Genomic DNA, 20,259 nt, shown 5'->3' with positions numbered 1-20,259 from the left:
CCTCCCCATCTGTCGCCCCCAGCCGAAGGGTTGATCCGCCATGCCAGAAATCCCAGCCACCAGCCGCAGAGGACTGCTCTTCGGCACTGCCGCCGTCTCCGCCGGCGCGCTGCTGACCGCCTGCACCAGCAATGAGCCCAAGAAGTCGCAGGCGGCAACCAACAACGTGCCCGCGGCCGACGACAAGCCGGGCAAGGCTGTCACCATCGGCTTCGCCGGACCGCAGGCCGACCACGGCTGGCTCAACGCGATCAACGAGAACGCGAAGTCGCGTGCCAAGAAGTACTCCGAGGTGACGCTGGAAATCACCGAGGGCTCCAACGACACCGCCGCCCAGATCGGCCAGGTCCAGACGCTGATCAACAAGAAGGTCGACGTCCTCGTCATCCTCCCCGCCGACGGCAAGGCCCTCACCCAGGTGGGCCTGCAGGCCATGAAGGCGGGCATCCCCGTCATCAACCTGGACCGGATCTTCGCCTCCCCGCAGGCGTACCGGTGCTGGATCGGCGGCGACAACTACGGCATGGGCCTCAACGCCGGCAACTACATCGGCGAGCAGCTCAAGGACAAGCCGAATGCCAAGGTCATCGAGCTGGCCGGACTCGACAATCTGGAACTCACCAAGCAGCGCACCCAGGGCTTCGACGACGCCTTGAAGAACTACCCCACCATCAAGAAGGTGGCCCGCCAGGCGGCCGAGTTCACCGTCGAGTCCGGCCAGGCGAAGATGGCCGCCCTGCTCCAGGCCCAGAGCCAGTTCGACGCGCTCTGGAATCACGACGACGACCAGGGGGTGGGCGCACTGCGCGCCATCGCGCAGGCGGGCCGCAAGGACTTCCTCATGGTCGGCGGCGCCGGAGCCAAGTCCGCGATGGACGCCATCAAGGCCGACAACAGCGTCCTGAAGGCCACCGTCCTCTATCCGCCGACCATGGCCGCGTCCGCCATCGACCTCGCCCGCGCACTCGGCCAGGCCAAGGGCGTCAGCGGAATGTCGGAACTGGAGATCCCCGCTTCGATCACCCTGTACTCCGCCGTCGTGACCAAGGAGAACGTCGATGAGTACCTGCCCACGGGGTTCAGCTGACCGGCCTGCCCGCCCCCACCGAGCAACCGACGAGGAGAAACCCGTATGGAACAGAGGGACAGTGAGGCTGCAGCGACAGTCGGTCCGCCGGCCGCCGGTCCGCCGGCGCTCGGCGTCGGCATGGTCGGATACGCGTTCATGGGCGCCGCCCACTCACAGGGGTGGCGCACCGCCGGACGCGTCTTCGACCTGCCGCTGCGGCCGGTCCTCGCCGCGATCGGCGGCCGTGACGCGGCGGCCGTGCGGGCCGCCGCCGACCGGCACGGCTGGACGGCGGCGGAGACCGACTGGCGCGACCTCGTGACCCGCGACGATGTGCAGCTGGTCGACATCTGCACGCCGGGGGACAGCCATATGGAGATCGCCGTCGCGGCGCTGGAGGCGGGCAAGCACGTCCTGTGCGAGAAGCCGCTGGCCAATTCGGTCGCCGAGGCAGAGACAATGGTCGCGGCCGCCGAAGCGGCCAGGGAGCGGGGCCAGTTGGCGATGGTCGGCTTCAACTACCGGCGGGTGCCCGCGATCGCGTACGCCCGTCGGCTCATCGCCGACGCCAGGCTCGGCACCCTGCGGCATGTGCGCTTCACCTATCTCCAGGACTGGCTGGTCGATCCGGACTTCCCCCTCACGTGGCGGCTCCGGCGCGAGCAGGCGGGCTCCGGTGCGCTCGGCGATCTGGGCGCGCACATCGTGGACCTCGCGCAGTATCTGGCGGGGGAGCCGCTGGTGGGCGTCTCGGCGCTCGTGGAGACCTTCGTACGAGAACGCCCGCTGCTCGCGGGGGCGTCGGCCGGCCTTTCAGCGTCGGCCGGGCCTTCCGCGTCGGGCGGGCCATTTGCGTCCGGCGGGGCCGAGCGCGGGCCGGTCACCGTGGATGACGCGGCGGTGTTCACCGGGCGCCTCGCTTCGGGAGCCCTCGCCACCTTCGAGGCCACCCGGATGGCGTCGGGGCGCAAGAACGCCCTGCGACTGGAGATCAACGGCGAGCTCGGCTCGCTCGCCTTCGACCTGGAGCGGCTGAACGAGCTGTTCTTCCACGACCACACCGAGCCCGCCGCCTCATCCGGCTTCAAGCGCATCCTGGTCACCGAACCGGAGCATCCGTATCTGGCGGCGTGGTGGCCGCCCGGCCACGTACTCGGCTACGAGCACACCTTCGCCCACCAGGCCCGCGATCTGGTCGAGGCGATCGCGGCCGGCACCGACCCGTCGCCGTCGTTCGCGGACGGGCTGCAGGTGCAGCGGGTGCTCGCGGCGGTTGAGGAGAGTGCCGAAAGGAACGCCGTCTACACCCCCGTACCGACATCCGTGCAGACTCAGGCCTAGGAGGTCCGCATGCCCCGCCCGTTCACGCTCTTCACCGGCCAGTGGGCCGATCTGCCGCTGGAGGAGGTCTGCCGGCTCGCCCGCGACTTCGGCTACGACGGCCTCGAACTCGCCTGCTGGGGCGACCACTTCGAGGTCGACAAGGCGCTCGCCGACCCCTCGTATCTCGACGGGCGCCACGCCCTTCTGGAGAAGTACGGCCTCACCTGCTGGGCGATCTCCAACCATCTGGTCGGTCAGGCCGTCTGCGACAGCATCATCGACGAACGCCACCAAGCCATCCTGCCTGCCCGTATCTGGGGCGACGGCGAGGCCGAAGGCGTGCGGCGGCGGGCGGCGGCCGAGATCAAGGACACCGCGCGGGCCGCGGCCGCGTTCGGGGTGCGTACCGTCATCGGTTTCACCGGCTCCTCGATCTGGCATCTGGTGGCGATGTTCCCGCCGGTGCCCGAGCGGATGATCGAGCGGGGGTTCGAGGACTTCGCCGAGCGCTGGAACCCGATCCTGGACGTCTTCGACGGGGAGGGGGTCCGTTTCGCGCACGAGGTGCACCCCAGCGAGATCGCGTACGACTACTGGACCACGCAGCGGGCTCTGGAGGCCGTCGGCAACCGGCCGGCCTTCGGGCTCAACTTCGACCCGAGCCACTTCGTCTGGCAGGATCTGGACCCGGTCGGATTCCTGTACGACTTCCGGGACCGGATCTACCACGTCGACTGCAAGGAGGCGCGCAAGCGTCTCGACGGCCGCAACGGCAGGCTCGGCTCCCATCTGCCGTGGGGAGACCCGCGGCGCGGCTGGGACTTCGTCTCGGCCGGGCACGGTGACGTCCCTTGGGAGGACGTCTTCCGGATGCTCCGCTCGATCGGATACGACGGTCCCATCTCGGTGGAGTGGGAGGACGCGGGAATGGACCGCCTGACGGGTGCTCCACAAGCGCTTGCTGACCTGAGGCGCTTCGATTTCGACCCGCCCACCGCCTCCTTCGATGCGGCATTCGGAGGCAACGACTAACGCTGCAAGGCGCATTGCTGCAGCTCCACGCCCGGCGGCGGATCCGCCGCCGGGCCGGTCCCAGCTGCTCGGGTTCGTCTTTGTCCTGCAGTAGGAAGAAGTTGAACTTCCCTACTGCACAAGGGCTTTCCGTCCCGGACGAACCCGACTACCGTCCATGAGGTGTACAGGACAAGGTGGTCCTCGGTGTGACGGCGCACTCCGGTTCCACGGACAGGCCCGCCCCGCGACCGAGGGCGGGGCACAGCCAGCCCGTTCGACCGGCTATCCCGGAGGACACTCGTGCACAGGAAACTGCACAGAGCCCGCAAGGCACTCGCACTCCTCACCGGCGGCCTTCTCGCCGCCGGCTCGCTCGCCCTCACCGCGCCGCAGGCCGTACCCGCCGCCGACGCCGCCCAGGCCGCCGAGGAATTCCAGCAGGTCACCCTCGCCAAGGGCGGTGAGGAGACCGGCGAACCCATGTCGCTGGCGGTCCTGCCCGACCGCAGCGTGCTGCACACCTCCCGCAACGGCGAGCTGCGGATGACCGACAGCGCGGGCAACACCCGCGTCGTCGGCACCGTCCCCGTCTATTCGCACGACGAGGAAGGCCTCCAAGGCATCGGTCTCGACCCCAAGTTCGGCGAGAACCGCTTCGTCTACCTCTACTACGCGCCCCCGCTGAGCACCCCCGCGGGTGATGCCCCCAATGAGGGCACCGCCGAGGACTTCGCGAAGTTCGACGGCGTCAACCGGCTCTCGCGCTTCGTCCTCAAGGAGGACGGAACCCTCGACAACGCCAGCGAGAAGAAGATCATCGACATTCCCGCGACCCGTGGCATCTGCTGCCACGTCGGCGGGGACATCGACTTCGACGCGCAGGGCAACCTCTATCTGTCGACCGGCGACGACTCCAACCCCTTCGCCTCCGACGGATACACCCCGATCGACGAACGCCCGGGACGCAACCCCGCGTACGACGCACGCCGCACCTCGGGAAACACCAACGACCTGCGCGGCAAAATCCTGCGGATCAAGGTCAATGACGACGCGAGCTACTCCATCCCCGACGGCAACCTCTTCGCGCCGGGGACGGCCAGGACCCGGCCCGAGATCTACGCCATGGGCTTCCGCAACCCCTTCCGCTTCAGCGTCGACAAGAAGACCGGCATCGTCTACGTCGGCGACTACGGCCCCGACGCGGGCGCGGCCGACCCCAAGCGCGGCCCCGGTGGCCAGGTCGAGTTCGCCCGGATCACCAAGCCCGGCAACTTCGGCTGGCCCTTCTGCACCGGCAAGAACGACCCATACGTCGACTACGACTTCGCGACCAGGACATCCGGGGCCACCTTCGACTGCGCGGCACCCAGGAACGAGTCGCCGTACAACACCGGCCTGGTCGACCTGCCGCCCGCGCAGCCGGCCTGGATTCCCTACGACGGCGGTTCCGTCCCGGAGTTCGGCACAGGCTCCGAATCCCCGATGGGCGGGCCCGTCTACCGCTACGACCCTGCATCCACGTCCCCGGTCAAGTTCCCCGAGGCGTACGACGGAGACTTCTTCGCCGGTGAGTTCGGCCGCCGCTGGATCAAGCGGATCGAGCAGAGCCAGGACGGCGCGGTCCAGTCCATCAACCCGGTCCCGTGGACCGGCACCCAGATCATGGACATGGCCTTCGGTCCCGATGGCGCGCTGTACGTACTCGACTACGGCACCGCCTGGTTCGGCGGCGACGAGAACTCCGGCCTCTATCGCATCGAGAACGCGACCGGTGGGCGCTCCCCGGTAGCCGAGGCAGCCGCCACCAAGACCTCCGGCCAGGCACCGCTGCGGGTCGGCTTCTCCTCGGCCGGCACCTCGGACGCCGACGGCGACTCGCTCACCTACGCCTGGGACTTCGGCGACGGCGGCACCTCCACCGAGACCAGCCCCACGTACACGTACAAGAAGAACGGCACCTACACCGCGACCGTCACCGCCAAGGACCCCAGCGGGCGCACCGGCTCCGCGAGCGTCCATGTCGTGGTCGGAAACACCGCGCCCAAGGTGACCCTGCAACTCCCCGTCGAGGGGCAGCTGTTCAGTTTCGGCGACGAGATCCCCTTCAAGGTCACCGTCACCGACCCCGAGGACGGGACCATCGACTGCGCCAAGGTCAAGGTGACATACGTCCTCGGCCATGACAGCCACGGCCACCCCGTCACCTCGGCCCACGGCTGCACCGGCACCATCAAGACCTCCGCCGACGGCGGACACGATCCCAACGCCAATATCTTCGGGGTCTTCGACGCCGAGTACACCGACGGTGGTGGCGGCGGCCAGGCCGCGCTCACCGGCCACGACCAGGCGCAGCTCCAGCCCCGCCACCGGCAGGCCGAGCACTTCACCACCTCCTCGGGCATCAAGCTCTACGACAAGGCCACCGCTCACGGCGGCAAGACGGTCGGCGACATCGACAACGGCGACTGGATCGCCTTCAAGCCGTACAACCTGACCGGCTCCACCAAGCTCACCGCACGGATCTCATCGGGCGGAGCGGGCGGCTTCCTCGAGGTGCGCACCGGATCGGCGAGCGGTCCGCTTCTCGGTTCCGTAGCCGTGCCGGTCACCGGCAGCTGGGAGACCTTCCAGGACGTCGATGTCCCGCTGCGGGCCGTACCGAGGAGGACCACCGAACTGTTCCTGGTGTTCAAGGGCGGACAGGGAGCGCTGTACGACGTGGACGACTTCGAGATCTCGAACACGCCCGTCGACCGGACCGCCAAGCGTGTCCTGGTCTTCTCCAAGACCGCCGGCTTCCGCCACGACTCCATCCCGTCGGGCATCGCGGCCCTCAAGGAACTCGGCGCGAGCAGCAACATCACGGTCGACGCCACCGAGGAGGCGGCTCAGTTCACCGCCGGCAACCTCGCCCGCTACGACGCTGTGGTGTTCCTGTCCACCACGGGGGATGTTCTCGGCGCCGACCAGCAGAAGGCGTTCGAGAACTATGTCGCCGCAGGCGGCGGCTACATGGGCGTGCACGCCGCGGCAGACACCGAGTACGACTGGGCCTTCTACGGCGGGCTCGTCGGCGCGTACTTCCAGTCGCACCCGCAGATCCAGCCCGCGACCGTGCGGGTCGAGGACCACACCCATCCCTCGACCAGCCATCTCGACGACGCCTGGCAGCGCACCGACGAGTGGTACAACTACCGCACCAACCCCCGCGCACAGGCACGGATCCTCGCCACCCTCGACGAAACCACCTACCAGGGCGGCACCATGAACGGCGACCATCCGATCGCCTGGTGCCAGACCTACGAGGGCGGCCGCGCCTTCTACACCGGAGGCGGCCACACCAAGGAGTCGTACGCCGAACCGGCTTTCCGACAGCACCTGCTCGGCGGACTGCGCTACGCCGCGGGACAGGTCACGGCCGACTGCAGGCCGAAGACCGGATATCGGCCGATCTTCAACGGCAGGACCCTGGACGGCTGGAAGCAGGCCGGGCCCGGAAAGTTCACGGTCGTCGACGGCGAACTGCGCACCGAGGGCGGCATGGGCATGCTCTGGTACCAGGCCAAGGAGCTGAAGTCCTACTCGCTCAAGCTCGACTGGAAGCTGGACGGCGACGACAACTCCGGAGTCTTTGTGGGCTTCCCGGCCTCCGACGACCCCTGGTCGGCGGTGAACAACGGCTACGAGGTGCAGATCGACGCGACCGACGCACCCGAGCGCACGACCGGCGCCGTCTACGGCTTCAAGTCGGCCGACCTCGTGGCCCGCGACCGTGTCCTGCGGCCGCCCGGCCAGTGGAACAGCTACGAGATCCGGGTGCAGGGGGAGCGGCTGCAGATCTTCCTCAACGGCGTGAAGATCAACGACTTCACCAACACCGACCCGGCGCGCAGCCTCAAGGACGGCTATATCGGCCTCCAGAATCATGGCGCCGACGATCAGGTGTCCTTCCGCGACATCCAACTCAGGGAGCTGCCCTCATAGGCGTCCCCCGAGACGACGGCGGGCGGGGAGGCGCCGTACCCCCCGCCCGCCGTCCCCACCACACCGAGAGGCAGGGAGGCAGCCCGTGACGAACGGGAATGACCGCACGACACGCACCGGAGTCTGGTTCGTGGGAGCGCGTGGTTCCGTGGCCACCACGGCCGTCGCGGGGTGCGCGGCGATCGCTGCCGGACTGCATCCCCCGAACGGCATGGTCACGGAAACCGCGCCGTTCGCCGGATCGGGGCTGCCTTCCCTGTCGTCGCTGGTCTTCGGCGGCCACGACATCGCGAACTGCCCGCTGCCCAAGCGGGCCGAGGCGCTTGCGGCCGGGGGAGTGCTGCCGCACGGGCTGGCCGCCGCCGTACGAGGTGAACTGGCCGACGCGGACGCGGAGATACGTCCCGGTGGGCCGCAGCCAGGCGACGCGCGGACCGACGAGGAACTGATCGCCGCCTTCGCCTCGGACATCAGCGACTTCCGGGACCGGCACGGGCTCGCCCGCGTGGTCGTCGTCAACGTCTCCTCCACCGAGCCGGTGCCCGGGCCCGACGCCGTACGTCTGCCGCCCAGCTCGCTCTACGCGGCGGCGGCCCTGCGTGCAGGGTGCCCCTTCGTCAACTTCACCCCCTCCACCGGGCTGCGTACCGCGGCCCTCACCGACGCCGCCGCGGCACGTGGACTTCCCCACGCGGGCCGTGACGGCAAGACGGGCCAGACGCTGCTCCGTTCCGTACTCGCCCCGATGTTCGTGCAGCGCGCCCTGACGGTGCGGGCGTGGTCGGGCACCAACCTGCTGGGCGGCGGGGACGGAGCGGCGCTGGCCGATCCGGGCGCGGCGGCCGCGAAGAACGCGGGCAAGGAGCGGGTTCTTGGCGACACCCTGGGCATCGTGCCCGAGGGCGAGGTCCATATCGACGACGTCCCGGCGCTCGGTGAGTGGAAGACGGCCTGGGACCACATCGCCTTCGAGGGTTTCCTCGGCTCGCGGATGATCCTCCAGACGATCTGGCAGGGCTGCGACTCCGCGCTCGCGGCGCCCTTGGTTCTGGATCTGGCACGGCTGGTGGCCCGGGCGCATGAGGTGGGTCTGGCCGGCCCGCTGCTGGAGCTGGGCTTCTACTTCAAGGATCCCGACGGCGGTCCGGCGGCGCTGGGGGAGCAGTTCGAGGAGCTGCTTTCCTTTGCCGATCGGCTGGGTGAGGCGCGATGACCTGGCGGGCCTGGGCGGAACTGCTGCGGGTGTCGGCGCTGTTCACGGTGCCGGGGGATGCGCTGGCGGGAGCGGCGGCGGTGGGCGTGCGACCCAATGGCCGGACTCTGCTGGCCGTCGGCAGCTCGCTGTGTCTGTACGAGGCGGGGATGGCGCTGAACGACTGGGCGGACCGGGAGGTGGACGCGGTGGAGCGCCCGCATCGGCCGATTCCGTCGGGGCGCGTCAGCGCCGGGGCCGCACTGGGCGCGGCGGGTGCGCTGACGGGCGCGGGCCTGGTACTGGCTTCCCGCGCGGGCCGCCCGGCCTTGGCCGTGGCGTCGGCGTTGTCGGCGACGGTCTGGTCGTACGACCTCTACTTCAAGCACACGGCGGGCGGCCCGGCGGCGATGGCGGCGGCGCGAGGGCTGGATCTGGTGCTGGGCGCGGTCGCGACAGGCGGCACGGCGCGTGGGGGTCGGCGCCCGGTGCTTGCCTCAGCTGCCGTGCTGAGTGCCCACACATACGCGGTGACATCGGTGTCGCGACATGAGGCGCAGGGCGGCTCAACTGCGGTGCCGCTTGCGGCGCTGGCGGCAACCATCGGGCTGGGCGCCCTCGCGACGAGAGGCCCGCGGGGTGGCGGGGTCCGTGCCGTGCCGGAGGCACCGGACGGCGCGCCGCGAAGAGTGCGCGGCGCACCCCCGGTCCCGCTCACCCCCGCCCACCTCGCCACCACCGCATTCGCCGCCGCCTACATCCGTACCGCCGCCAAGCCCCTCCTCCACGCCGCATTCAACCCCTCCCCGCCCCTCACCCAGAGGGCCGTCGGCGGTGGCATCCGAGCCATGATGCCGCTCCAGGCGACCCTCGCCGCCCGCACCGGCGCCGGTGCCACGGCCCTCGCGTTGATGTCCCTGGTCCCGCTCGCCCGCAAGCTCGCACGGAAGGTCAGCCTCACATGAGCCCCGCCGCCCCCATCCGCCTCGGCTACGGCACCAACGGCCTCACCGATCTCCGCCTCGGCGACGCCCTCGCCCTCCTCGCGGACCTCGGCTACGACGGTGTCGGACTCACCCTCGACCATATGCACCTGGACCCGCTCACCCCGAACCTGGCCGCCCGCACGAGCCAAGTGGCCGCCACATTGGGCCAGTTAGGGCTGGACGTCACCGTCGAGACCGGCGCCCGCTACGTCCTCGACCCCCGCCGCAAACACGGCCCCTCCCTCCTCGACCCGGACCCCGACGGACGAGCGGCCCGTACCACCCTGCTCACCACCGCCGTGCAGGTCGCCGCCGACCTCGGCGCCCACGCCCTGCACTGCTTCAGCGGCATCACCCCCGCGGACACCACGCCCGACACGGCCTGGAAGCGGCTCGAAGAGTCACTCACCCCCGTCCTGGAGGCGGCCGCCGACGCTCGCGTCGCCCTTGCCATCGAGCCCGAACCCGGACACCTGCTCGCCACCCTCGCCGACTTCCACCGCCTCCGCGGCATCCTCGGCGACCCCGAACCCCTCGGTCTCACCCTCGACATCGGCCACTGCCAGTGCCTGGAACCGGCCCCGCCCGCCGACTGCGTACGCGACGCCGCCCCCTGGCTGCGCCATGTCCAGATCGAGGACATGCGGCGCGGCGTCCATGAACACCTCCCCTTCGGGGACGGGGAGATCGACTTCCCGCCCGTACTCGAAGCCCTCGCCGCCACCGGCTACCAGGGCCTGACCGTCGTCGAACTGCCCCGCCACTCCCACGCGGGACCCGAACTCGCCCGCGCCTCGATCGAGTTCCTCCGCTCGCAGGCCCCACTGAAGGGAGCACCGACATCGTGACTCCGACCCACAAGGAACTCGACGAGCAGCTCCCCGACGACGCCCGCGCCTGGCTCGACGAAGCACTTGTCGAGGCGGCGGAGGCTGCGGAGGCCGCACGCCCCGCCGCCGAAGCTGCCCGCGCCGCCGCCGAGACGCCTCCGGCCGAGCCGTCCCCGTACGCCGCACCCCTCTGGGAGCTCCGCTTCGCCTCAGCCGGCCGGGCCTGTGGCCGGCACTACGCCGACTCCGTACGCACCCTGCTCCTCGTCGAGGCCCGGGCCGACAGCGCCACGCTCACCCGCCTCTACCAGCAGGGCACCGCCGCCGAACGCCGTGCCGTGCTCCTCGCCCTGCACCACCTCCTCGAAGGGCCCGTCGCCCTTCCGCTCGTCGAGGACGCGCTGCGTACGAACGACACGCGGCTGGTCGCCGCCGCTGTGGGACCGTACGCCGCCGAGCACCTCGACCCGCACGCCTGGCGGCACGCCGTCCTCAAGTGCCTGTTCACCGGTGTGCCCGTCGATGCTGTCGCCGACTTGGACAGCCGGGCCGCCGGCGACGACGAGCTGGCCAGGATGCTCGCCGACTACGCCGCCGAGCGCACCGCCGCCGGCCGCGCCGTGCCCCCCGACCTCAACCGCGTGCTGACCCTGACCGGCGAGCAGTCCGAGGAGTTCTGATGCGTATCTTCGACCCCCATATCCATATGACCTCCCGTACCACCGACGACTATCAGGCGATGTACGACGCGGGTGTGCGGGCGGTGGTCGAACCGTCCTTCTGGCTGGGCCAGCCCCGCACCTCGCCCGCCAGCTTCTTCGACTACTTCGACGCCCTGCTCGGCTGGGAGCCCTTCCGCGCATCCCAGTACGGCATCGCCCACCACTGCACGATCGCCCTCAACCCCAAGGAAGCCAACGACCCCCGCTGCACCCCCGTCCTCGACGCCCTGCCCCGTTATCTCGTCAAGGACTCCGTCGTCGCCGTCGGCGAAATCGGCTACGACTCCATGACCCCCGCCGAGGACGCCGCACTGGCCGCCCAGCTCCAGCTCGCCGCCGAGCACGGCCTGCCCGCCCTCGTCCACACCCCGCACCGCGACAAACTCGCGGGCCTCCACCGCACGGTCGACGTAATCCGCGAATCCGCCCTGCCCACGGACCGCGTGCTGCTCGACCACCTCAACGAGACGACCGTAAAGCACGCCACTGACAGTGGCTGCTGGCTGGGCTTCTCCATCTACCCGGACACCAAGATGGACGAGGACCGGATGGTCGCGATCCTCAAGACGTACGGAACCGAGAAGGTGCTGGTCAACTCGGCCGCCGACTGGGGCAGGAGCGACCCGCTCAAGACCCGCAAGGTCGGCGACGCCATGCTCGCCGCAGGCTTCACGGAAGACGACGTGGACCAGGTCCTGTGGCGCAACCCCGTCGCCTTCTACGGCCTCAGCGGCCGCCTCCAGCTCGACACCCCCGAACCGGAATCCCTCCACGAGGGCAACTCCATCCTCCGTGGCGGGGAATGAGGAGGCCGACGCATGCGCTTCCGCCACCCGGACGGCACCACCGTCCACCTCTCCTACTGCACCAACGTGCACCCCGCGGAGACCCTCGACGGCGTCATCGCCCAACTGCGCGACCACTGCGAGCCGGTACGCAAACGCCTCGGCCGCGACCGCCTCGGGATCGGCCTGTGGCTCGCCAAGGACGCGGCCCGCGCCCTGGTCGGCGACCCGGCGGCGCTGCGGGGACTGCGCGTCGAGCTCGACCGCCGCGGCCTGGAGGTCGTCACCCTCAACGGCTTTCCCTATGAAGGGTTCGGTGCCGAGGAGGTCAAGTACCGGGTCTACAAGCCGGACTGGACCGATCCCCAACGGCTCGCCCACACCACCGACCTGGCCCGCCTCCTCGCCTCCCTCCTTCCCGACGATGTCACCGAGGGCAGCATCTCCACCCTGCCGCTGGCCTGGCGCACCTCCTTCGGCGATACGGCGGCCGGGACCGCGCACACCGCGCTGGCCACCCTCGCCGAGCGCCTGGACGCTCTGGAGGAGCTGACCGGGAAGTCGATACGCATCGGTCTGGAGCCGGAGCCCGGCTGCATCGTCGAGACAACGGCGGACGCGATACGCCCCCTGGCCGCGCTCGCGTCCCGCCGCATCGGCATCTGCATCGACACCTGCCATCTCGCAACCTCCTTCGAAGATCCACAGCCTGCCCTGGCCGCACTCACCGCGGCGGGCATCTCCATCCCCAAGGCGCAGCTGTCCGCCGCGCTCCATGCCGAAGAACCCCACCTTCCCGAAGTGCGGGCGGCGTTGGCAGCCTTCGCCGAACCGCGTTTCCTGCACCAGACCCGCACGCGCACCGCCGCAGGTCTGCGCGGTACGGACGACCTCGACGAGGCTCTAGCGGGCCAGACGCTGCCCGAGGCCGCCCCCTGGCGCGCCCACTTCCATGTCCCCCTGCATGCCCGGCCCGCTCCTCCGCTCACCTCCACTCTCCCGGTGCTCAGGGACGCGCTGACCCGGCTGGTCGGCGGCCCGGTCCCGCTGACCCGGCACCTCGAGGTCGAGACCTACACCTGGCAGGCGCTGCCGCCCGAGCTGCGCCCGCGCAACCGCACCCAGCTCGCCGACGGCATCGCCGCCGAACTCGCCCTTGCCCGTGATCTGTTGACCGACCTCGGACTCAAGGAGCTGCCGTGACCGTCGCCGAACAGCCCGCGCCCACCCCTCTTCTGGTCCTGGACGTCGTCGGTCTCACCCCCCAGTTGCTGGCTCACATGCCCCACCTCCAAGCCCTCGCGGACAAGGGATCGAGCGCGCCCCTTTCCACCGTGCTGCCCGCCGTCACCTGTGCCGCCCAGTCCACGTTCCTCACCGGCGCACTGCCGGCCGAACACGGCATCGTCGGCAACGGCTGGTACTTCCGCGAGCTCGGCGAGGTGCTGCTGTGGCGCCAGCACAACGGCCTGGTCGGCGGCGACAAACTGTGGGACGCCGCACGCCGTATCGACCCCGGCTACACCGTCGCCAACATCTGCTGGTGGTACGCCATGGGCGCCGACACCGACATCACCGTCACCCCCCGCCCCGTCTACTACGCCGACGGCCGCAAAGAACCCGACTGCTACACCCGGCCCCCGGCCCTCCACGACGAACTCACCGGCACACTCGGCACCTTCCCCCTCTTCCACTTCTGGGGTCCCGGCGCCGACCTGGTCTCCAGTCAGTGGATCATCGACGCGACCCGGCACATCATGCGCACCCGCCACCCCGACCTGACCCTGTGCTACCTCCCCCACCTCGACTACGACCTGCAGCGCTTCGGACCGGACGACCCCCGCTCCCACCAGGCCGCCGCCGACCTCGATGCCGCCCTCGCCCCCCTCCTCAACGACGCCCAGCGGGAGGGCCGCACGGTCGTCGCGCTGTCCGAGTACGGCATCACGCCCGTCAGCCGTCCCGTCGACATCAACCGCGCCCTGCGCCGAGCGGGCCTGCTCGAGGTCCACACCCAGGACGGCATGGAATATCTCGACCCGATGACCTCCCGCGCCTTCGCCGTGGCCGATCACCAGCTCGCCCACATCTACGTCCGCTGTCCCGAAGACCTCGACGCCACCCGCCAAGCCCTCGCGGACCTGCCCGGCATCGAGCAACTCCTTGACGACGAGGGCAAGAAGACCCACGGCCTGGACCATCCCCGCTCCGGCGAACTCGTCGCCGTCGCCGAGCCGGATGCCTGGTTCACGTACTACTACTGGCTCGACGACACCCGCGCCCCCGACTTCGCACAGCTCGTCGAGATCCACCGCAAACCCGGCTACGACCCGGCCGAGCTGTTCATGGACCCGCTCGACCCCTACGTACGTGTCAAGGCCGCGAGGGCCATCGCCCGCAAGAAGCTCGGCATGCGCTACCGCCTCGCGGTCGTGCCCCTGGACCCCTCACCTATTCGCGGCAGCCATGGCCGCCTTCCCACGAGCGACGACGAAGGTCCGCTCATTGTGTGCTCCACCCCCCGCGCTGTAAGCGGCCGCGTGAAAGCGACCGAAGTGAAGTCCCTGCTGCTTCACCTCGCTGGATTCCACTGAAGCAGACGCCACTGACAACCAGGCACGGACATCAAGGAGTTATCCACATGAGCCGCTCCACGACGCACAGCGACCCCGAACTCGCCCACAGGCTCAGCAGACGCGGCATGCTCGGCGTCGCCGCCGGTGCGACCGCAGCCGCCCTCGTCGGCGCCGCCGCGAGCCCGGCCACCGCCGCCGCCGCGACGACGACAACCGCCGCCCCCGGCCGGGGCCGCCCCGTCCTTCCCCCCGGCCGCCTCGGCACCCAGCTCTACTCGCTCCGCGACAAGGTCTCCACGCTCGGCTTCGCACCGGTCTTCGCCGAGCTGGAGCGCTACGGCTACGACGAGATCGAGTTCGCCGGGTACACCCAGGGCTCCGCGGGCCCCATCACGCTCGCCCAGTTGAAGCATCTCGCCCGTGACCACGGCCTGAACCCCATCGGCAGCCACGTCGGCTACTACTCGAGCGACCCGAACGCCTACACCTTCGCGCAGAACCTGACCAAGGTCCTCGACGACGCCCAGGCCCTCGGCCTGGGGCACATAGGCACTGCGTCGGGCCCCTTCCGCTACGGCGCCACCGTCGACGCCTGGAAGCGGGCCGCCGAGGAGTTCAACACCTACGGAGCCGCGGCGCGCGCCCGCGGCATGAAGTTCTACCAGCACAACCACGCGGAGGAGTTCTCCTTCGCCACCGACCAGCCGAACGTCCGCCTCTACGACGTTCTGCTCGCCGAGACCGACCCCGAACTGGTCCATCTGGAGATGGACATCTACTGGGCCTATGTGGGCCAGTTCCGCTTCAGCAAGCGCGCCGACGGCACGCCCGCGCCCTTCGATCCCCTGCGCTATGTGCTGAAGCAGCCCCACCGCTACCCCCTCTTCCATGTCAAGGACGGGGTCCACGACGAAGCCGCCCGCGACGGATACCGGATGGTGGACGTCGGGGACGGCGACATCGACTACAAGCGCTTCATTTCTTCGGTGAACAAGACCCAGGGCGGCTACCGCGAGCACCACTGGCAGACCGAACACGACAACCCCGTCGAGTCGTTCGCGTTCGCCCGCAAGTCCAGCGAGCACCTCCACTCGCTCCGTGAGAAGGACTGCTAGAGCGTCGGCACCAGGGGCTGTGGCCGGACATCGAACCACCAGTCCCCGTCTGGCATGACGGGAAGCTTCCGGCGTGCTGTGCTTGGTTTGCGGAAGCCGAGACCTCGCCGTCCGTCTCAGGTGGGTGTGACATGTACGTCTTGATGTACGAGTACGACGTCGATGCGACACGGCATTCAGAATTTGAGCGAGTCTACGGCTCTGCCGGCGATTGGGCGGATTTGTTCCGAACATCGCCCGGTTACCTGGGGACTGATCTGTTTCGTCGCGTCGATGAGACCGGGGATCGATATCTCGTTGTCGACCGATGGAGCAGCGAACAGGCCTTTCTCGCCTTCAAGGCGTCATTCGGTGCACAGTACGAGCGCTTCAGCAACCAGACACGTGGGTTGTATCGCGCTGAGGTGCGGCTGGGGGCCGTCGAGACAGGGCGTTCCTGAGGAGGCACCCCTGTCTCGCCGGCGGCCGCTGCCGTCAGCTGTCCGGAAGGCCCCCGATGCGAGCGATGAGCAGGGCGATGTCGTCGTCGGCCGCGGCTGGGGCGAGATGGGTGATGAGCGAGTCGCACAGGCGATCCAGTGGCTGTCCGGGCTGGTCGAGGAGGCGGGTGAGTTCGTCCAGCCGCTCGTCGATGTCGCGTTTGCGGGCTTCGACCAGGCCGTCGGTGTAGAGAACCAGAAGGCTTCCGGGCTGCGCAGTGAACTCGGTGGTGGTGAATTCTGTGCCGCCGACCCCCAAAGGGGCGCCGGGCGGGACGTCCAGCAGGCTGACGGTGCCGTCGGGCTCTACGAGAGCCGGTGGCGGGTGTCCTGCCCGGGTGATGCTGAAGCGCCCGGTGGCCGGGTCGCAGACCGCATACAGGAACGTGGCGAGCATCGGCTCGGAGAGGTCGGCCAGGACGGATTCCAGCTGCCGCAACACGTCGATGGGGGAAAGATCAAGGCGACCCAGGGCTCGTACGGTGGAGGAAAGTCGTCCCATCACCGCAGCGGCGGCGATGCCATGGCCCATCACGTCCCCGATCAGCAGTGCGGCCTTGCCGTCGGGGAGTGTCAGGACGTCGTACCAGTCGCCGCCGACCTCGTTGACGTCGCTGGCGGGCAGGTAGCGGTGGGCCACCTCGATGCCGGGCGGCGAGGTGATGTGCTGCGGCAGCATGCTGCGCTGCAGGACCAGTGCGGTCTCGTGCTCGCGGTGATAGAGGCGCGCGTTGTCGACGTTGATCGCCGCCAGGGCGCACAGCTCGTCGGCGAGCGTGATGTCGTCGGGCAAGAAGGGGCCAATGGGGCGGGAGCGGTAGAACGTGGCCACGCCCAGCACCACGCCCCGTGCGACGAGCGGCGCCATCATGAAGGAGTGCACGCCGATCCTGAGCAGCTGTGCGGGCTTGGCGGAGTGGCGGGCCGCGGGGGCGATGGCCCGTTCGTCGAAATGGGCTATCAGGAACGGTTGCCGGCCTGCGAGCGCCTGCGTGTAGGGGGCGGTCGCGGGGAAGGTCAAAGTTCGCCCGAGCGGGGCGAGTACGTCGGCGACCTGTGAGCCGGTCAGCGGTGCTTTGCCCAGGCGCCTGAGGGCGACGCCGCCAGTCAGCCCCATGCCGACCTCGTCGCTGCCGGCGAGGGTATCCAGGACATCGACGGTGACGGCGTCCGCGAGGCGGGGGACCGCGAGCTCGGCAAGTTCCTGCGCGGTGCGCTCCAGCTCCAGGCTGGTGCCGATACGGATACTGGCCTCATTGAGCAGGGCGAGCCTGCGGCGGCTCGCTTCGGCTTCCGCGTGATCCCGCTGCTGTTCGGTGATGTCGAGGATCGAGGCGATCACACCGACCGGCCTGCCGGCCGGGTCTTCCACGCGGACGTACGAGCAGGACCATACGCGGTCATGGTGCGGGTCGGCCGGAGTACGGCCGGTACGGCGGCGGTCCAGGACCGGCTCTCCCGTGTCCAGGGCCTGGCGCATCGGCTCCTCCATCTCGCCCGCGTTCACCTTCGGGAGCACCTCAATCAGGCGCCGCCCCACGTGAGCGGACTCCGGAAGACCGTTCATGGCCTCAAGCGCTGAATTCACCTGAAGAAAGCGCAACTGCGTGTCGAAGACGGCGATACCGACCGGCGAGCGGGCAAACAGCCCCTCCCACACCGCCGACGACCCACGGATGCGGCGTACCCCATGCGCATCGGCGGCGAAGACGAGCACCGTTGAGGCGTCGCGCTGCCGGCCAGGCACCGGGCACGCCCAGATCTCCAGCTCCAGCGGGTGCCCGTCACGGTGCCATGCCGTCACCGTGCCCATCACACCCCGGCCGGTGGCCGCGGTCTCCCACAACGAGCGCCCCAGACTACGGTCGGCCCCCGGGTGGAGGAGGTCGGCGATGTGCCGTCCCACCACCTGCGGCGGCTCGTAGCCGAGCAGCTCCTGCGCGGCACGGTTCCAGCGCACGATCGTCCCGTCGGCACTGGTGGCCAACAGCGCCACCGGCAGCTCCCCCAGCCACCCGCCGGCGTCCCGGGCGGCCCCGCTGATCAGCTCCTCGATCGGCATCTGCTCGTTCATCACAGGCACCCGCACGGCCTTTGCCCAAACCCGTCCCTTCCATAGGAGCACGATCATGTACCGGGCACCATATGGGCGCCCCACGTATGTGACGCGGTGATCTTCCAGGCCAACGCCGCGCAGCGCGGCACTCAGGTCATCGGCCCCAACCGGCCGGGTCTGATCAGCGCCGGACAGTCCAACGCCGGGATCATCCCGCCGACATCGCCGCGAAGCCCCGACGCATCGGGCTCGCCCCCAAGTCCGGCACCTTCACCTGTCAACTCATGTACGAGCTGCGGGACATAGGGTTCTCGTCCGCCGTCGGTATCGGCGGCGACCCGATTGTCGGCACCGCACACATCGCGCAGCGGCGTACATCGCCGACCTCACTGACAGGGCCACGCGGTCGCGTTGACGTCCCGCTGACGTCGTGACACGGCCGCGTTGACGCAGTCCCGCACTCCGTGGTCCCGTTGGCGTCACCGCCCAATGACGCCGAGTGCGTGCCACACACTCATGGCCCACCGTCCGGCCCCTCCCGCCCCCTTTCGAGCGGAGACCACCCTCATGGCACCCACCCTCACCGCAGCATCCACCCTCGTCCTCAAGCCCGGCACAGCCTGGTCCGACGCCTGGCAGCGCGCTCTCGCCGTCGCCCCCGAGGCCTTCCGGGACCAGCGCGTGCTCAACCTCTGGTCCGCGCAGTGGCAGGCCGACGGCAGCGCCCTGTCCGCCACCAGCCCCGTCGACGGCAGCCCCATCGCGGGCCCGCCGCGCCTGGACGCCCAGACAGCCCAGCAGGCGGTACGCGCCTCGCTCGACCAGCACCGCGCCTGGCGGCACGTCCCCCTCGAAGAGCGCAAGGCCCGCGTCGGTGCCGCGCTCGACGCCCTCACCGAACACCGCGAGCTGCTCGCCCTGTTGCTGGTCTGGGAGATCGGCAAGCCGTGGCGCCTCGCCCAGGCCGACGTCGACCGTGCCATCGACGGAGTGCGCTGGTACGTCGACGGCATCGAGCCGATGCTTCAGGGCCGCGCCCCGCTGCCCGGCCCCGTCTCCAACATCGCCAGCTGGAACTACCCGATGTCCGTGCTCGTCCACGCCATGCTGGTGCAGGCACTGGCGGGCAACGCGGTCATCGCCAAGACCCCGACCGACGGCGGCGTCGCCTGCCTCACCCTGGCCTGCGCGCTCGCCGCCCGCGAGGGCATCCCGGTCACCCTGGTCAGCGGCAGCGGCGGCCAGCTCTCCGAAGCGCTGGTCCGCTCCCCGGAGATCGGCTGCGTCTCCTTCGTCGGCGGCCGCGACACCGGGGCCCGTATCGCCACCGCGGTCGCCGACCTCGGCAAGCGGCACATCCTGGAGCAGGAGGGCCTGAACACCTGGGGCGTGTGGAACTTCAGCGACTGGGACTCACTCACCGCCGTGATCCCCAAGCTCTTCGACTACGGCAAGCAGCGCTGCACCGCATACCCGCGATTCGTCGTCCAGCGCGAGCTGTTCGCCGACTTTCTGGCGGCCTACCTGCCCGCCGTACGTTCCATTCGTACGGGACACCCCCTGGCCGTCGAGAACGCCACCGACCCGCTGCCGAACCTCGACTTCGGCCCGCTGATCAACGCGGCGAAGGCCAAGGAACTCGGCGACCACGTTGCCGAGGCGATCAACCGCGGGGCTGTGCCGCTGCACCGGGGCACGCTGTCCGACGGCGCGTTCCTGGCCGGCCAGGACACCTCGGCGTACCTCCCGCCGGTGACGCTCCTGGGCCCGCCGCCTTCCTCGCCCCTGCACCACGCGGAGCCTTTCGGCCCGGTCGACACGATCGTCCTCGTCGACACGGAGGCCGAACTGCTCGCCGCGATGAACGCTTCCAACGGCGCGCTCGTGGCGACCCTGTCGACCGACGACCCGGAGACGTACGAACGTCTGTCCCCGCAGATCCGCGCCTTCAAGGTCGGCCAGGGAAAGCCCCGCTCGCGCGGCGACCGCGACGAACTCTTCGGCGGCTTCGGGGCGTCGTGGCGCGGAGCCTTCGTCGGCGGCGAACTGCTGGTGCGGGCGGTGACCGACGGCCCGGCGGGGGAGCGGCTGCCGGGCAACTTCCCCGACTACCACCTGATGCCGTGAT

Annotated in this window: 15 protein-coding genes and 1 pseudogene; 15 read left to right on the top strand and 1 reads right to left on the bottom strand. The window is 69.9% G+C overall.

The genetic code is table 11. The annotated features are described in order from the left end of the window. Positions 1 to 40 precede the first annotated feature (40 nt). The 13 genes from OHA61_RS05910 (at position 41) to OHA61_RS05850 (ending at position 16,036) form a co-directional block, all read left to right on the top strand. The gene (locus OHA61_RS05910) at positions 41 to 1,087 is read left to right on the top strand and encodes a substrate-binding domain-containing protein (protein ID WP_406302072.1); all 1,047 of its coding nucleotides are present in this window, start codon (positions 41 to 43) and stop codon (positions 1,085 to 1,087) included. Between the two features lie 45 nt (positions 1,088 to 1,132). Further along, positions 1,133 to 2,410 (top strand): Gfo/Idh/MocA family protein, encoded by a 1,278-nt coding sequence (locus OHA61_RS05905; RefSeq protein ID WP_406302070.1) that lies wholly within the window; start codon positions 1,133 to 1,135, stop codon positions 2,408 to 2,410. Positions 2,411 to 2,419: 9 nt separating this feature from the next. After that, a complete protein-coding gene (locus OHA61_RS05900; RefSeq protein WP_406302069.1) occupies positions 2,420 to 3,424 on the top strand; it encodes a sugar phosphate isomerase/epimerase family protein in 1,005 nt (334 codons plus the stop codon). Between the two features lie 282 nt (positions 3,425 to 3,706). Continuing rightward, positions 3,707 to 7,390, top strand: coding sequence for a ThuA domain-containing protein (locus OHA61_RS05895; RefSeq protein WP_406302068.1), 3,684 nt, complete (start codon positions 3,707 to 3,709; stop codon positions 7,388 to 7,390). Then, positions 7,332 to 8,603, top strand: a complete 1,272-nt coding sequence (locus OHA61_RS05890; protein ID WP_406302067.1) for an inositol-3-phosphate synthase — start codon at positions 7,332 to 7,334, stop codon at positions 8,601 to 8,603. The genes OHA61_RS05895 and OHA61_RS05890 overlap by 59 nt, the downstream gene beginning before the upstream one ends. After that, entirely contained in the window at positions 8,600 to 9,547 is a 948-nt protein-coding gene (locus tag OHA61_RS05885) for an SCO3242 family prenyltransferase (RefSeq protein ID WP_406302066.1), read from the top strand. Before OHA61_RS05890 ends, OHA61_RS05885 begins: the two co-directional genes overlap by 4 nt. Then, on the top strand, positions 9,544 to 10,416 hold the full coding sequence (locus tag OHA61_RS05880) for a sugar phosphate isomerase/epimerase family protein (protein WP_406302065.1): 873 nt from the start codon (positions 9,544 to 9,546) through the stop codon (positions 10,414 to 10,416). The genes OHA61_RS05885 and OHA61_RS05880 overlap by 4 nt, the downstream gene beginning before the upstream one ends. Then, on the top strand, positions 10,413 to 11,078 hold the full coding sequence (locus OHA61_RS05875; RefSeq protein ID WP_406302064.1) for an EboA domain-containing protein: 666 nt from the start codon (positions 10,413 to 10,415) through the stop codon (positions 11,076 to 11,078). The genes OHA61_RS05880 and OHA61_RS05875 overlap by 4 nt, the downstream gene beginning before the upstream one ends. Then, the gene (locus tag OHA61_RS05870) at positions 11,078 to 11,926 is read left to right on the top strand and encodes a TatD family hydrolase (RefSeq protein WP_406302063.1); all 849 of its coding nucleotides are present in this window, start codon (positions 11,078 to 11,080) and stop codon (positions 11,924 to 11,926) included. Before OHA61_RS05875 ends, OHA61_RS05870 begins: the two co-directional genes overlap by 1 nt. 12 nt (positions 11,927 to 11,938) lie before the next feature. Further along, positions 11,939 to 13,108, top strand: a complete 1,170-nt coding sequence (gene eboE, locus OHA61_RS05865) for a metabolite traffic protein EboE (RefSeq protein WP_406302062.1) — start codon at positions 11,939 to 11,941, stop codon at positions 13,106 to 13,108. Continuing rightward, the gene (locus OHA61_RS05860) at positions 13,105 to 14,499 is read left to right on the top strand and encodes a nucleotide pyrophosphatase/phosphodiesterase family protein (protein ID WP_406302061.1); all 1,395 of its coding nucleotides are present in this window, start codon (positions 13,105 to 13,107) and stop codon (positions 14,497 to 14,499) included. Before eboE ends, OHA61_RS05860 begins: the two co-directional genes overlap by 4 nt. A 47-nt stretch (positions 14,500 to 14,546) precedes the next feature. Further along, entirely contained in the window at positions 14,547 to 15,596 is a 1,050-nt protein-coding gene (locus OHA61_RS05855) for a sugar phosphate isomerase/epimerase family protein (protein ID WP_406302060.1), read from the top strand. Between the two features lie 131 nt (positions 15,597 to 15,727). Then, positions 15,728 to 16,036: an antibiotic biosynthesis monooxygenase family protein gene (locus tag OHA61_RS05850; protein WP_406302059.1), complete on the top strand. Its 309-nt coding sequence runs from the start codon at positions 15,728 to 15,730 to the stop codon at positions 16,034 to 16,036. Positions 16,037 to 16,070: 34 nt separating this feature from the next. Here the strand turns inward: OHA61_RS05850 and OHA61_RS05845 are convergent, their stop codons facing one another. Next, a complete protein-coding gene (locus OHA61_RS05845; protein ID WP_406302058.1) occupies positions 16,071 to 18,149 on the bottom strand; it encodes a SpoIIE family protein phosphatase in 2,079 nt (692 codons plus the stop codon). An 84-nt stretch (positions 18,150 to 18,233) separates the two neighbouring features. Between OHA61_RS05845 and OHA61_RS05840 the strand changes: the two are divergent. Together OHA61_RS05840 and OHA61_RS05835 are read left to right on the top strand one after the other, a co-directional pair. Further along, a pseudogene (locus tag OHA61_RS05840) lies at positions 18,234 to 18,493 on the top strand (succinate--CoA ligase subunit alpha); the annotation flags it as partial. A 205-nt stretch (positions 18,494 to 18,698) separates the two neighbouring features. Continuing rightward, positions 18,699 to 20,258, top strand: coding sequence for an aldehyde dehydrogenase family protein (locus tag OHA61_RS05835; protein ID WP_406302057.1), 1,560 nt, complete (start codon positions 18,699 to 18,701; stop codon positions 20,256 to 20,258). The last annotated feature ends 1 nt before the right edge of the window (position 20,259 follow it).

It is taken from the genome of Streptomyces sp. NBC_00885, from assembly GCF_045207475.1.
GTDB lineage: Bacteria > Actinomycetota > Actinomycetes > Streptomycetales > Streptomycetaceae > Streptomyces.
The sequence above is the reverse complement of the archived record's forward strand: the minus strand, read 5'-3'. Positions and strand labels throughout refer to the sequence as shown.

Bases quoted from the DNA above. Each gene is read 5' to 3' on its own strand.
- OHA61_RS05855 (WP_406302060.1), top strand. From the start codon at position 14,547: ATGAGCCGCTCCACGACGCACAGCGACCCCGAACTCGCCCACAGGCTC.
- OHA61_RS05885 (WP_406302066.1), top strand. From the start codon at position 8,600: ATGACCTGGCGGGCCTGGGCGGAACTGCTGCGGGTGTCGGCGCTGTTC.
- OHA61_RS05905 (WP_406302070.1), top strand. From the start codon at position 1,133: ATGGAACAGAGGGACAGTGAGGCTGCAGCGACAGTCGGTCCGCCGGCC.
- OHA61_RS05845 (WP_406302058.1), bottom strand. From the start codon at position 18,149: ATGAACGAGCAGATGCCGATCGAGGAGCTGATCAGCGGGGCCGCCCGG.
- OHA61_RS05890 (WP_406302067.1), top strand. From the start codon at position 7,332: ATGGCGCCGACGATCAGGTGTCCTTCCGCGACATCCAACTCAGGGAGC.
- OHA61_RS05850 (WP_406302059.1), top strand. From the start codon at position 15,728: ATGTACGTCTTGATGTACGAGTACGACGTCGATGCGACACGGCATTCA.
- OHA61_RS05880 (WP_406302065.1), top strand. From the start codon at position 9,544: ATGAGCCCCGCCGCCCCCATCCGCCTCGGCTACGGCACCAACGGCCTC.
- OHA61_RS05910 (WP_406302072.1), top strand. From the start codon at position 41: ATGCCAGAAATCCCAGCCACCAGCCGCAGAGGACTGCTCTTCGGCACT.
- OHA61_RS05835 (WP_406302057.1), top strand. From the start codon at position 18,699: ATGGCACCCACCCTCACCGCAGCATCCACCCTCGTCCTCAAGCCCGGC.
- OHA61_RS05900 (WP_406302069.1), top strand. From the start codon at position 2,420: ATGCCCCGCCCGTTCACGCTCTTCACCGGCCAGTGGGCCGATCTGCCG.
- eboE (WP_406302062.1), top strand. From the start codon at position 11,939: ATGCGCTTCCGCCACCCGGACGGCACCACCGTCCACCTCTCCTACTGC.
- OHA61_RS05870 (WP_406302063.1), top strand. From the start codon at position 11,078: ATGCGTATCTTCGACCCCCATATCCATATGACCTCCCGTACCACCGAC.